The sequence below is a fragment of the Sphingomonas sp. Leaf412 genome (assembly GCF_001425405.1).
Classification (GTDB): domain Bacteria; phylum Pseudomonadota; class Alphaproteobacteria; order Sphingomonadales; family Sphingomonadaceae; genus Sphingomonas.
Map to the genome: position 1 here is coordinate 726,819 of NZ_LMQP01000003.1, position 12,136 is coordinate 738,954.

The window sequence follows — 12,136 nt, forward strand, 5'->3', positions numbered from 1 at the left end:
CAGTCCGAGCGACAGCGGCAGGCGTAGCGCGATCCACCCCGCGGGCGCCAGATCGTGCGCCACGATCGCGCGGTCCACCGCCAGTGCCGCGACCAGCGCGCCCGCGAGCACCAGCAGCGACGGGCCCGGCCATGTCTGCCCGGTCCACCACGGCAGGGCGGTGGCGAGCGCGAGGAGCGAGGGCGCGACCGCGGCGATCCACAGCCATGCGGGCGTCCGCTCGCCGCCGCGGGTGGCGAGGCCCCACCAGGTGCCGCCGAGGAAGCTGAGGATCAGCGCGGCATAGGCAAAGGCGAAGGCGAGCGCGGCGAAGCGGGTGGCGGGGTCGTCCTTCAGCAGGACCATCACCGCGAACGCCTGCGGCAGCAGCCCGGCATAGCCCAATATCCGGGCGAGCCGCGGGACCGATCCGTTCATGCGCGCACCTCCACCCGTACCAATGCGTCGATCGCGGCCTGCAATATGTGCGCCGCCGCGGCCGAATCGATCCGGTCGGCGCGCTTCGCGCGGCTCATGTCCTGTTCGATCAGCGCGCGTTCGGCGGCGACGGTCGACCAGCGTTCGTCCCAAAGCAGGATCGGGAGCGCGAGGTCGACCATGTTGCGCGCGAAGGCGCGGGTCGATTGCGTGCGCGGGCTGTCGCTGCCGTCCATGCTGAGCGGCAGGCCGATGACGAGGCCGACGATCCCCTGCGTGGCCGCCAGCGTGGCGAGCGCCTCCCGGTCCTTGGTGAACTTCGTCCGGCGGACCAGCAACGCGGGGCTGGCGAAGGACCAGCCGGCGTCGCAGGTGGCGGTGCCGATCGTCTTCGTGCCGACGTCGAGGCCGAGCAGGCGCCCGCCGTCGGGAACGAGCGCGCGGTAATCGGCCGCCGACGTGACGATCGCGCCGGCGGTCATTGGGCCGCCATCCGCCGCGCGGCATCGGCGCGCACGTCGCCCCAGAACAGGCTGTAGTCGTAGACGTGGTAGTTGTTGCCCGGCAGCGTGTACGGCCCGACCTCCGGCGGCGATCCGATCAGCAGCAGGCCGCGCTCGCCGCAGCGTGCGGGGACGAGGCCGGGGGCGATGCGTGCCTGCGTCATGCCCTCGTTGGGCAGCAGCGTGCCGCGGTTCGCGCTGGCGGGGGCGGTGCCGGGCGTGCCGAGGATGGGGTTGGTACACAGCATCGGCGTGCCGCGCCGCGGCTTGCCGTCGAAGCCGGTGGTGGCGTCGTAGGTGTCGAGGACCAGCTTCGGGTCCGCAGGCTCCGCGAACGACTGCCACGACAGGATGCAGCCGCGCTGCGCGGGCGCGGTGCAGGCGGGCAGGCCGAGCGCGGCGAGGTCCGTCGCGGTGGAGACGGGCCAGCCGACGACATAGGCCGCGACGATGCGGCGCTTCAGCGCGGGATCGGTTGCGACCCGCTCCCGCAGCAGGCGCGTCAGGTGCAGCGCGCCCTGGCTGTGGCCGGCGAGGATGACGGGTCGGTCGCGCGGAATCGCGGTTAGGAAGGCGTCGAACGCGGCCGCGACGTCGCGATAGGCGAAGGCGAGTGCGCGGTCCGCATCCGCCTCGGTCGTCAGGAAGGCGCCGAAGGTCGCCTGCCGATAGCGCGGGGCCCAGATCTCGCCGACCGCGTTGAACGCGCTCGCCTGTCCGCGGAGGAACAGCGCGGCGCGCGCATTCGCCTCCGCATCGGTGACCGGCGCGTTCCAGTGTGCGCGGCTGAGGTAGGAGGTGGGGTGGATGAAGAACACCGCCGCGCCGCCGGGCGTCGTGCGCGGCGTGTAGCCGGTGGGAGTCCACAAAGCCGGATTGCCGGGCAGGTCGGGGCGGGCAAGCCACATCTTCTGCTCGCGATAGGCGGCAGGGCTGAACGGTGCGGCGGTCTGGAAGCGCTCGCCGGGGACCATCGCCATCCGCATCAGCTCGACGCCGTAGAAGCGATAGGCGAAGGCGCCCGCGATCGCGAGGACGACCAGCGCGGCGATGACGTAGAGGAATTTGCGGACCAAGCGGGAAGCACCTGCGGCATCGCGGCACGATCGCCGCGATCGATCCGTGGCGCATGATCGCGGACGGCGCAACAGCGCGACGGTTGCGCGCGACGCGCGGGGGGTGGTAGCGGCAACGGCATGTCCGTCGACACCGCCACCGTCCGCCGCATCGCCGGCCTCGCCCGCATCGCCATCTCCGACGAGGAGGCCGCGCGCCTGTCGCCCGAGCTGGGCAATATCCTCGACTGGATCGAGCAATTGTCGGAGGTCGACACGTCCGCGGTCGAGCCGATGACCGCGGTGATCCCCAACACGCTGCGGCTGCGCGACGATGTCGTCACCGACGGCGGCGTGCGCGACAAGGTGCTGGCGAACGCGCCGCAGGCGGAGCACGGGTTCTTCACCGTGCCGAAGGTGATCGAATGAGCGGTCGCACCCCCTTCGTCACCCCGGCGAAGGCCGGGATCCAGCAAGGACTCGTCATCCGGGCGAACGCCGGGATCTCGTGCCGAAAGGGCACGCTCAATAACGCAAAGACCCCGGCGTCCGCCGGGGTGACGAAGGCTTCGACATGACCGACCTCACCGACCTCGGCATCCGCGACCTGCGCGACGGGTTCCGCGCCGGGCAGTTCAGCGCGCGCGACGTCGCGACCGCGTTCAACGCCGCGGTCGCCGCCGCGACGCCGCTCAACGCCTTCCTGGTCGAGACGCCCGACCACGCGCTCGCCGCCGCCGATGCCGCCGATACCGCGCGCGCCGCGGGCGACGCGCCGAAGCCGCTGGCGGGCGTGCCGATCGGGATGAAGGACCTGTTCTGCACCAAGGGCGTCGCCAGCACCGCGGCGAGCCACATCCTCGAGGGCTTCGTCCCCGAATACGAATCCACCGTGTCGCAGAAATTGTGGGACGCGGGCGCGGGGATGCTGGGCAAGCTGAACATGGACCAGTTCGCGATGGGATCGTCGAACGAGACCAGCCATTTCGGCAACGTCATCAGTCCGTGGCGCCGCGCGGATGGCGGCAATGCGCCGCTCGCCCCCGGCGGGTCCTCGGGCGGCAGTTCGTCGGCGGTCGCGGCGCGCATCGCCCCCGGCGCGACGGGCACCGACACCGGCGGCTCGATCCGGCAGCCCGCGGCCTTCACGGGCATTTCGGGGATCAAGCCGACCTATGGCCGCTGTTCGCGCTGGGGCGTGATCGCCTTCGCCTCGTCGCTCGATCAGGCGGGGCCGATGGCGCGCGACGTGCGCGATTGCGCGATCATGCTGGAAAACATGTGCGGCTTCGATCAGAAGGACGCGACCAGCCTCGACCTGCCGGTGCCGCAGTGGGAGGCGGGGCTGAACGCTGGCCTGAAGGGCAAGCGCGTCGGCGTGCCGAAGGAATATCGCGTCGACGGCATGCCGCCCGAGATCGAGGCGTTGTGGCAGCAGGGCATCGACTGGGTGAAGGATGCGGGCGCGGAGGTGGTCGAGGTATCGCTGCCGCACACGAAATATGCGCTTCCCGCCTATTACATCATCGCACCGGCGGAGGCGTCGTCGAACCTCGCGCGCTACGACGGCGTGCGCTACGGCCTGCGCGACCTGCCCGAGGGTGCGAACCTTCAGGAGATGTACGCACGGACCCGCGCCGAAGGGTTCGGCGACGAGGTGAAGCGCCGCATCCTGATCGGCACCTACGTCCTGTCGGCGGGCTTCTACGACGCCTATTACACGCAGGCGCAGAAGGTCCGCGCCCTGATCGCGCGCGATTTCGAGCGTGCGTGGGAGGCGTGCGACGTCCTGCTGACCCCCACCGCGCCGTCCGCGGCGTTCGCGCTGGGTGAAAAGTCGGCGGATCCGATCGCGATGTACCTGAACGACGTCTTCACCGTGCCCTCGTCGCTGGCGGGCCTGCCCGCGATGAGCGTGCCGGGCGGCGTCGACGCCATGGGCCTGCCGCTGGGGTTGCAGATCATCGGCCGCCCGCTGGACGAGCAGGGCGTCCTGAACGCCGCGCTGGCGATCGAGGAACGCGCCGGGTTCGTCGCGCGGCCGGAGCGCTGGTGGTGAGGATCGCCGCGCTCGCCGCCCTGGCGCTGGCGGTCCCCGCCTGCGGCACCGCCGCCGCCCCCCAGGGCCCGGGCGCCGGCCCCGCAACCCTGCGGACGCTGGCCGCACGGCTGAAGTCGGCGAAGGGGGGCGAGACGATCCGCCTCGCGCCCGGCGACTACGGCAGGGTCGTGTTCCCGCGCGGCGGCCATTCGCCCGCCATCACGGTCGAGGCCACGGGCGCCACGTTCGAAGGGCTGGTGCTGAACGGCACCGGCGGCGTCACGGTGCGCGGGGGGACGATCCGGGGGACGGGCGGGCGCAGCTACGGCATCGGCATCCGCGACAGCGACGGCGTGCGCATCGAGGGCATGTCGATCACCAATACCCACCGCGGCGTGGTGGTGAACGAAAGCAGGAACGTGGCGCTGGTCGGCAACGAACTGACCGGGCTGATCTCCGACGGGATCAACATCGCCCTGTCCAGCCACGTGCTGGTCCAGCGCAACCGCTGCCACGATTTCAGCCCGAACCTGGCGGTGTTCGACGCGGCGGGGAAGAAATTGCGCGACGGCGACCACCCCGATTGCATCCAGGCATGGTCCCGCCCGACCCGCGCGCCGGTGAGCGACGTTCAGGTGCTGGACAATGTCATGGAGGGGAACATGCAGGGCATCTTCTTCGGCAACCACGTCCGCGGCGGCGTCGACGACGGCGGCTTCGATCGCGTGACGATCAGGGGCAACCGCATCCGCGTGACGATGAGCGGCATCGTCCTCGACGACGCGCGCGACAGCGAGGTGGCCGACAATCAGGTGTCGCAATTCCCCGGCGCCATCTTCGCCACCCGCCCGGCCTTCCGCCTGAAACCCAACGTGCGCGTGTCGGGCGCGCGCAACCGCGCGTGCGGGAACGTCGTGACGACCGGCGGCGTGAACCAGGGGGGCGGTCGCTGCCCCTAGGCGCCCGGCCCCGCACCCGTCCCGACGCACCCCGTCCATCGATCCTGTAGACCGCGAGAAGTCATGGCAGACGCAAGCACAATGTACCGTATCAAGGGCGCCACCGGCGACTGGGAAGTCGTCGTCGGGCTGGAGGTCCACGCGCAGGTGACCAGCAACGCCAAATTATTCTCCGGCGCCGCGACCGCGTTCGGGGCGGAGCCCAATACGCAGGTCAGCCTGGTCGATGCCGCGATGCCCGGCATGCTGCCCGTGCCCAACCGCGAATGCATCCGCCAGGCGGTCCGCACCGGCATGGCGATCGAGGCGCAGATCAACAAATGGTCGCGCTTCGACCGGAAGAATTATTTCTACGCCGATCTGCCGCAGGGGTATCAGATCAGCCAGCTCTATCACCCATTGGTGGGCGAAGGCGCGGTCGAGATCGAGGATGCGGGAGAGACGCGCACGATCGGGGTGGAGCGCATCCATGTCGAGCAGGATGCGGGGAAGCTGATGCACGACCAGCATCCGACGCGCAGCTATGTCGACCTCAACCGGTCGGGCGTCGCGCTGATGGAGATCGTCAGCCGTCCGGACATGCGGTCGCCGTCCGAAGCCGGGGCGTATCTGCGCAAGCTGCGCGCGATCCTGCGCTACGTCGGGTCGTGCGACGGCAACATGGAGGAAGGCTCCATGCGCGCCGACGTGAACGTCAGCGTGCGCCGCCCGGGCGAGGAATTCGGCACGCGGACGGAGACGAAGAACGTCAATTCGGTCCGCTTCGTCATGGCGGTGGTGGAACAGGAGGCGCGCCGCCAGGTGGACGTGATCGAGGACGGCGGGCGGATCGTGCAGGAGACGCGCCTGTACGACCCCGACCGGAACGAGACGCGATCGATGCGGTCGAAGGAGGACGCGCACGATTACCGCTACTTCCCCGATCCCGACCTGTTGCCGCTGGTGCTGGACGACGCGTTCCTCGACGAATGCCGTGCCTCGCTGCCCGAACTGCCCGATGCGAAGCGCGCGCGCTACATCGGGCTGGGCATCACGCCCTACGCCGCGGACGTGCTGACCGCGGAGGTGGAGAATGCGCGCTGGTTCGACGCGCTGCTGGACGCGGGCGCGCCCGCGGTGGCGGCGGCGAACTGGGTGACCAGCGAATTGTTCGGCGCGCTCAACCGGCTGGGCCGGGGGATCGGCGATTCGCCGGTGCAGCCGGGGCAGGCGGCGGAGCTGCTGGCGCTGGTCGCGGACGGCACGCTGTCGGGCAGCCTGGCCAAGCAGGTGTTCGAGGCGATGCTGGAGACCGGCGACGCGCCGGGGAAGATCGTCGAGGAACGCGGGCTGAAGCAGACCAGCGACACCGGCGCGATCGAGGCGGTGATCGCGGACGTGCTGGCGAAGAACCCCGGCCAGCTGGCGCAATATCGCGACGGCAAGGTCGCGCTGTTCGGCTTCTTCGTCGGCCAGACGATGAAGGCGATGGCGGGCAAGGCCAATCCGGCGGTGGTGAACGAGCTGTTGAAGAAGGCGCTGGGATAAGGGGCGGGGGAAGGATCAGCGCATCAGCGCGAGGACGCGCGGATAGTCCTCCGGCCCGATCGTCGCGTCGAACTTGCACCCGATGCGGCCGCCCAGCGACCAGCGGACCTCCGCCATCACCGCGCCGACCTGCGGCAGGTGGAACGTCAGCCGCGCGCCGACCGCCACGGGTTCGTCGACCCTCGCCATCAGGCCGTGGGGGGACAGGTTCACGACCAGCACGGGCAATCGCGCGCCCGACGCATCCGACGATCGCACGCGGCGCCACGTCTCGTCGCGCGGCGCGATGCGGTCGTCCTGCGATGATACCGGGCGCGGGGCCATGGGGGTCCTTCGGGTGATGGCCTTCCGCTAGATCACCCGCGCCCTAACAACGGGTGAATCGTGCGACCGGATGCGCGCGGCTACGACCAGTCGACGATCCCGTGGTGCTTCTTGCCCGCCGATATGCGCACCGGTGCGCCCGCGGCGGCGACGATCGCGGCCTCGTCCGCCACCTTCTGCCCGTCCACGCGCGCGCCGCCGCCCTTGATGAGGCGGCGCGCCTCGCCCTTCGACGCGGCGAAGCCCAGCCCGACCAGCGCGTCGACCAGCGCGATCGCTCCCGTGGCGGCGATCTGCGGCAACGTTTCGCCCGCGCTCCCCTCCTCGAACGTCCGGCGCGCGGTTTCGGCGGCCTCGTCGGCGGCGGCGCGGCCGCGGCACAGGGCGGTGGCCTCGTTCGCCAGCACCTTCTTCGCCTCGTTGATGTCCGCGCCCTCCAGCGCGTCCAGCCGCGCGATCTCGTCCAGCGGCAGGTCGGTGAACAGGCGCAGGAAGCGGCCGACGTCGCGGTCGTCGGTGTTGCGCCAGAATTGCCAGTAATCGAAATGCGGCAATTGATCCTCGTGCAGCCACACCGCGCCCGAGACGGACTTGCCCATCTTCTCCCCCGACGCGGTCGTCAGCAGCGGGGTGGTCAGCCCGAATACCTCGGTCCCGTCCATCCGGCGCGCCAGGTCGACGCCGTTGACGATGTTCCCCCACTGGTCGCTGCCGCCCATCTGCAACCGCACGCCCTGCCGCCGCGCCAGTTCGCGGAAGTCGTAACCCTGCAATATCATGTAGTTGAATTCGAGGAACGACAGCGACTGTTCGCGATCGAGGCGCAGCTTCACCGAATCGAACGACAGCATGCGGTTGACGCTGAAATGCTGTCCGACCTCGCGCAGGAAGGGGATGTATTCCAGCTTGTCGAGCCAGTCGGCGTTGTTGACCAGCACCGCGCCGGTGGGACCGTCCCCGAACGTCAGGAAGCGCGCGAAGATGCGCTGGATGCCCGCGATGTTGGCGGCGATCGTCTCGTCGCTCGACAGCTTTCGCGCCTCGTCCTTGAAGCTGGGGTCGCCGATCTTGCCGGTGCCGCCGCCCATCAGGACGATCGGCTTGTGCCCGGTCTGCTGGAGCCGGCGGAGCAGCATGATCTGGATGAGACTGCCGACGTGCAGCGACGGCGCGGTGGGGTCGAAGCCGATATAGCCGGGCACGACCTCCCTCGCGGCCAGCGCGTCGAGCGCGGCGGCGTCGGTCGCCTGGTGGACGTAGCCGCGCGACGTGAGCGTGCGGAGGAGGTCGGATCTGTGGTCGGTCATGATGCGGGGGCGCTTAGCACAAATTGTGCTTCCGCGAAGGCGGAAGCCCAGACTGGGTTCCCGCCTTCGCGGGAACACAAAGCTACCGCCGCGGCAATTGTCCCACCGGGTCCACCGGCGTGCGCCCGCGGCGCAGTTCGAAATGCAGCTCGGGGCGGTCGGCATAGCCCGTCTCGCCCGACAGCGCGATCGTCTGGCCGCGCTTCACCGCCTGTCCGCGGCGGACCAGCAGCTTGCCCGCGTGGCCGTAGATCGACGCCCAGCCCCCGCCGTGGCGCAGGATGACGAGCCCGCCTAGCGCCGCGATCCCGTCGCCGACATAGGCGACGTCGCCGTCCGCCGCGGCCTTCACCGGGGTATCCGCGGGCACTGCGATCTTGATTCCGTCGTTGCGTTCGCCGCTGGCGCCGGGGCCGAAGCGGCGGACGATGCGGCCGTCGACGGGCCAGGCGAAGCGGCCCGGGGCGGGGGGCGTGCCCACGACGGCGGTGGTCGACGGCAGGACGCGCCGCGGCCCCGCGACCGGCTTCGCGGGCGGCCGGTTCGCCGCCACCGCGGGCTGCCCGCCGGTCAGGATCGAATCGATATCGAGGCGGAAGGCGGCGGCGCGTTCCGCCGCGGACGGGCGGCGCGCGGCATCGCCGGGGATCAGCACGCGTTGCCCGACATACAGGACATAGGGTTCGGCCAGCGCGTTGGCGGCGACCACCTCCGCCCAGCGGACGCCGTAGGCGCGCGCGATCGCGATGCCGGTCTGGCCCGGCCGGACCAGGTGATAGCGCCCGCCGGGGATCGCCAGCACCTGCCCCGCGGCGATGGCATCGGGGCGGGGAAGGGCGTTGGCGCGCGCGATCGCCTCCACGCCCGCGCCGGTGCGCGCCGCGACCGCGGTCAGCGTGTCGCCGGGGCGGACGGTGTAGCGCTGGTCCTCCACCGCGCGCGCATCGGGCGCGACGGGGCGGCTTTCCCACGCCGGGCGCGGCGCGGGCAGCTGGCTGACCCCGGTAGCGGGGCTTTCCACCACCGGCGCGGGAAGCGGCTCGGCCTGCGGCGGCTCGGCCCGTGGCGGCGGGGCGGGGGGCGGCACGTCATATCCGCCGCCCGGGATGCACGCGCCCAGGAGCAGCGGCGCGACCAGGGCGGCGGCCCGCGTCATCGCCCCCGGTAGACGTCGGCCAGCCCCGCGAGCGACCGGTGATGCGTCAGGTCGAGCTGGAGCGGGGTGACGGTGACGTATCCGTCCGCGACGGTCGGCAGGTCGGTGCCGTCCGCCTGCGGCGCGGCGATGCTGCCCAGCGCGAGCCAGTAATAGGGATAGCCGCGCGGATCGGTGCGCGGATCGAAGCGGACGCGGCCATAGTCGCGCAGCCCCTGCGGCACGACGCGCACGCCCTTCACCTCCCCCGAATCGGGGGCGGGGAAGTTGATGTTGACCATCGTGCGCGGCGCCCAGTCGTGGTCCAGCAGCGGGCGCAGGACGCGCGCCCCCCATTGCGCGGCATGATCGAACGACACGTCGTCGCCCGGCTCGATCGCGCCGTAGCGCTGGCTGAGCGCGACCGAGCGGATGCCCGCCAGCGCCCCTTCCATCGCGGCGGAGACGGTGCCCGAATACATGCAATCCTCCGCCAGATTGCCGCCGCGGTTGACGCCCGACAGGATCAGGTCGGGCGCGCCGTCCTTCATCAGTTCGGCCAGCGCGATCATGACCGCGTCGGTCGGCGTCCCCGCCACCGCGAAGCGGCGGGCGTCGAACCGGCGGACGCGCAAGGGGCGGGTGAGCGTGAGGGAGCGGCCCGTCCCCGACTGTTCCTCCGCCGGCGCGACGATCCACACGTCGTCGGACAATTCGGCCGCGATTCGTTCCAGCACGGCAAGGCCGGGGGCGTGATAGCCGTCGTCGTTGGTCAGCAGGATACGCATGGGTTCAGGGCCGATCGGGGTTAGGGTTGCACGGGCGCCGGCGATCTAGAACGCCGCCGTCATGCCGGATCCATTCCGGCATCCATCGTGCCGCGATAGCAAAAAGCGTTGATATGGCGGCACGATGGACCCCGGAACAAGTCCGGGGTGACGAAGGGTTGGGGCGAGGTCGCGCGAACATCTTCCGTCAACCGACCGATCATCACTTCGGCTCCAGCCGGTTCAGCCCGCCGAGATACGGTTGCAGCACCTCGGGCACCCACACCGATCCGTCCGCCTGCTGGTAGTTTTCCAGGATCGCGACGATCATCCGGCCGACTACCAGTCCCGAGCCGTTGAGCGTATGGACGAAGCGCGTCGCCTTCTCGCCCTCTGGCCGATAGCGTGCGTTCATCCGCCGCGCCTGGAAATCGGTGCAGGTGGAACAGCTCGAAATCTCGCGATACCGCCCCTGTCCGGGCAGCCATACCTCCAGGTCGTAGGTCCGCGCCGCGGTGAAGCCCATGTCGCCGGTGCAGAGCTTCATCCGGCGGAAGGGGAGGCCGAGCCGCGTCAGCACATCCTCCGCCGCCGCGGTCATCCGTTCATGCTCTTCCTCGCTGCGGTCCGGCTCGACGATCGACACCATCTCCGCCTTCTCGAACTGGTGCTGGCGGATGAAGCCGCGCGTGTCGCGCCCCGCCGCGCCCGCCTCGCTGCGGAAACAGGCGGTCAGGGCGGTGAAGCGCAGCGGCAGGTCGGACGCGGACAGAATCTTCTCGCGCACGATATTGGTCAGGCTGACCTCCGCAGTGGGGATCAGCCAGCGATCGTCGGTAGTGCGGAACAGGTCCTCGGCGAACTTGGGCAATTGCCCGGTGCCGAACATCGCCTCGCCCTTCACCAGCAGCGGGGGGACGACCTCCTCATAGCCGTGGTCGCGGGTCAGGACGTCGAGGCCGAACTGCCCCAGCGCGCGATTGAGCCGCGCCATCGCGCCGCGCACCAGCGTGAAGCGCGCGCCCGCGATCGCGACGCCGGTCTCGAAATCCAAGCCCAAAGCGGGGCCGATCGCGTCATGCTCCTTCACCGCGAAATCGAACGTCGGCCGGTGCCCGCGTTCGTGGACCAGCTGGTTATCCTCCTCGTCCGCGCCCTGCGGCACGTCGGCCAGCGGCAGGTTGGGAAGCGTCGCCAGCGTCTCGTCCAGCGTCGCCTGCAACGTCGCGGCCTCCGCCTCCAGCTGCGGCATCCGCTCCTTCAGGCCCGCGACCTCCGCCATCAGCGCGGCGGCGGTCGCCTCGTCCTTGCGCCCCTTCGCCGCGCCGATCGCCTTCGACGCCTCGTTCCGGCGCGCCTGCGCGGTCTGCAAGTCGGTCAGCAGCGCGCGGCGGCGTTCGTCGTTCGCGACCAGCGCATCCGACGACGGCGCCACCCCGCGGCGGGCGAGCGCGGCGTCGAAGGCGGCGGGGTCGTCGCGGACCAGGCGGATGTCGTGCATGGCCGCGCTATGCCGCCCGACGGCCGTACTCGCAACCTCATGCGGCGCGACCCGTTGGAGAGGGGAGCATAGACCATAAGGAGAGCGCTCCCGTGCACATTCCCCACAAGTCCGTCGTCGTCGTCGCGGACGGACGCAAGATGCTGTTCCTGCGCAACGAGGGCGATGCCGAATATCCCAACCTCGTCGTCGAGACCGCGGAAGAGAAGTCGAACCCCGCGACCCGCGACCAGGCGACCGACGCCGCGGGCCGCGCGTCCTCCCCCCAGGGCGCGGCGCGCAGTTCGGTGGAGCCGACCGACTTCCACCAGCTGGAGGAAGACCGCTTCGCCGCGGAGGTGACCGACATGCTGAAGATACGCGCGCTGAAGAACGATTTCGAATCGCTCATCATCGTCGCCCCGCCCAGGACGCTGGGCGAGATGCGGAAACACTATCACAAGGAAGTCAGCGGACGCCTGACCGCGGAACTGGACAAGGACCTGACCGGTCACCCGATCGCGGATATCGAAAAGGCGCTGCTCGCGGCCTGATCCGTGCCCGGCCCGGGGGAACGACGGCGGTGTTCGTGAGCCCGGGTTCCCGCCTTCGCGAACACGG

General features: G+C 70.6%; 13 protein-coding genes. 5 read left to right on the forward strand and 8 right to left on the reverse strand.

Annotated features, from left to right (window positions below; genetic code table 11):
- The 3 genes from ASG29_RS10615 to ASG29_RS10625 form a co-directional block, all read right to left on the reverse strand.
- Positions 1-417 (reverse strand): DUF3429 domain-containing protein (locus ASG29_RS10615; RefSeq protein ID WP_055983538.1); only part of this gene is annotated, 417 nt, incomplete at its 3' end.
- On the reverse strand, positions 414-899 hold the full coding sequence (gene ruvX, locus ASG29_RS10620) for a Holliday junction resolvase RuvX (protein ID WP_055983541.1): 486 nt from the start codon (positions 897-899) through the stop codon (positions 414-416). The genes ASG29_RS10615 and ruvX, both read right to left, overlap by 4 nt.
- Positions 896-1,996 carry a DUF3089 domain-containing protein gene (locus ASG29_RS10625; protein ID WP_055983542.1) on the reverse strand — a complete coding sequence of 367 codons (1,101 nt, stop codon included), beginning with the start codon at positions 1,994-1,996 and terminating at the stop codon, positions 896-898. Before ASG29_RS10625 ends, ruvX begins: the two co-directional genes overlap by 4 nt.
- Positions 1,997-2,116: 120 nt before the next feature.
- Between ASG29_RS10625 and gatC the strand changes: the two genes are divergently transcribed.
- The 4 genes from gatC (at position 2,117) to gatB (ending at position 6,502) form a co-directional block, all read left to right on the forward strand.
- Positions 2,117-2,404: an Asp-tRNA(Asn)/Glu-tRNA(Gln) amidotransferase subunit GatC gene (gatC, locus tag ASG29_RS10630; protein ID WP_055983545.1), complete on the forward strand. Its 288-nt coding sequence runs from the start codon at positions 2,117-2,119 to the stop codon at positions 2,402-2,404.
- A 145-nt stretch (positions 2,405-2,549) separates the two neighbouring features.
- Entirely contained in the window at positions 2,550-4,034 is a 1,485-nt protein-coding gene (gatA, locus tag ASG29_RS10635; protein ID WP_055983546.1) for an Asp-tRNA(Asn)/Glu-tRNA(Gln) amidotransferase subunit GatA, read from the forward strand.
- Positions 4,031-4,975, forward strand: coding sequence for a nitrous oxide reductase family maturation protein NosD (locus ASG29_RS10640; protein WP_055983548.1), 945 nt, complete (start codon positions 4,031-4,033; stop codon positions 4,973-4,975). The genes gatA and ASG29_RS10640 overlap by 4 nt, the downstream gene beginning before the upstream one ends.
- An 81-nt stretch (positions 4,976-5,056) precedes the next feature.
- On the forward strand, positions 5,057-6,502 hold the full coding sequence (gatB, locus tag ASG29_RS10645; protein ID WP_414884497.1) for an Asp-tRNA(Asn)/Glu-tRNA(Gln) amidotransferase subunit GatB: 1,446 nt from the start codon (positions 5,057-5,059) through the stop codon (positions 6,500-6,502).
- Between the two features lie 15 nt (positions 6,503-6,517).
- Here gatB and ASG29_RS10650 read toward each other — a convergent pair whose 3' ends face one another.
- The 5 genes from ASG29_RS10650 to serS form a co-directional block, all read right to left on the reverse strand.
- Entirely contained in the window at positions 6,518-6,826 is a 309-nt protein-coding gene (locus ASG29_RS10650; protein ID WP_055983552.1) for a PilZ domain-containing protein, read from the reverse strand.
- Between the two features lie 80 nt (positions 6,827-6,906).
- Entirely contained in the window at positions 6,907-8,133 is a 1,227-nt protein-coding gene (gene tyrS / locus ASG29_RS10655; RefSeq protein WP_055983554.1) for a tyrosine--tRNA ligase, read from the reverse strand.
- A gap of 82 nt (positions 8,134-8,215) precedes the next feature.
- A complete protein-coding gene (locus tag ASG29_RS10660) occupies positions 8,216-9,289 on the reverse strand; it encodes a M23 family metallopeptidase (RefSeq protein ID WP_055983556.1) in 1,074 nt (357 codons plus the stop codon).
- Entirely contained in the window at positions 9,286-10,056 is a 771-nt protein-coding gene (gene surE / locus ASG29_RS10665; protein WP_055983559.1) for a 5'/3'-nucleotidase SurE, read from the reverse strand. Before surE ends, ASG29_RS10660 begins: the two co-directional genes overlap by 4 nt.
- Positions 10,057-10,258: 202 nt before the next feature.
- Complete coding sequence (gene serS / locus ASG29_RS10670) at positions 10,259-11,536, reverse strand: serine--tRNA ligase (protein ID WP_055983561.1); 1,278 nt, start codon at positions 11,534-11,536, stop codon at positions 10,259-10,261.
- Positions 11,537-11,628: 92 nt separating this feature from the next.
- Here serS and ASG29_RS10675 point away from each other — a divergent pair, with 92 nt between their 5' ends.
- Positions 11,629-12,069, forward strand: coding sequence for a host attachment family protein (locus tag ASG29_RS10675; RefSeq protein WP_055983562.1), 441 nt, complete (start codon positions 11,629-11,631; stop codon positions 12,067-12,069).
- The last annotated feature ends 67 nt before the right edge of the window (positions 12,070-12,136 follow it).

What these genes read in the sequence shown, in the direction of transcription:
- gatA (WP_055983546.1), top strand. Translation starts at nt 2,550, where the DNA reads ATGACCGACCTCACCGACCTCGGCATCCGCGACCTGCGCGACGGGTTC.
- gatB (WP_414884497.1), top strand. Translation starts at nt 5,057, where the DNA reads ATGTACCGTATCAAGGGCGCCACCGGCGACTGGGAAGTCGTCGTCGGG.
- tyrS (WP_055983554.1), bottom strand. Translation starts at nt 8,133, where the DNA reads ATGACCGACCACAGATCCGACCTCCTCCGCACGCTCACGTCGCGCGGC.
- ASG29_RS10650 (WP_055983552.1), bottom strand. Translation starts at nt 6,826, where the DNA reads ATGGCCCCGCGCCCGGTATCATCGCAGGACGACCGCATCGCGCCGCGC.
- ruvX (WP_055983541.1), bottom strand. Translation starts at nt 899, where the DNA reads ATGACCGCCGGCGCGATCGTCACGTCGGCGGCCGATTACCGCGCGCTC.
- gatC (WP_055983545.1), top strand. Translation starts at nt 2,117, where the DNA reads ATGTCCGTCGACACCGCCACCGTCCGCCGCATCGCCGGCCTCGCCCGC.
- surE (WP_055983559.1), bottom strand. Translation starts at nt 10,056, where the DNA reads ATGCGTATCCTGCTGACCAACGACGACGGCTATCACGCCCCCGGCCTT.
- serS (WP_055983561.1), bottom strand. Translation starts at nt 11,536, where the DNA reads ATGCACGACATCCGCCTGGTCCGCGACGACCCCGCCGCCTTCGACGCC.
- ASG29_RS10660 (WP_055983556.1), bottom strand. Translation starts at nt 9,289, where the DNA reads ATGACGCGGGCCGCCGCCCTGGTCGCGCCGCTGCTCCTGGGCGCGTGC.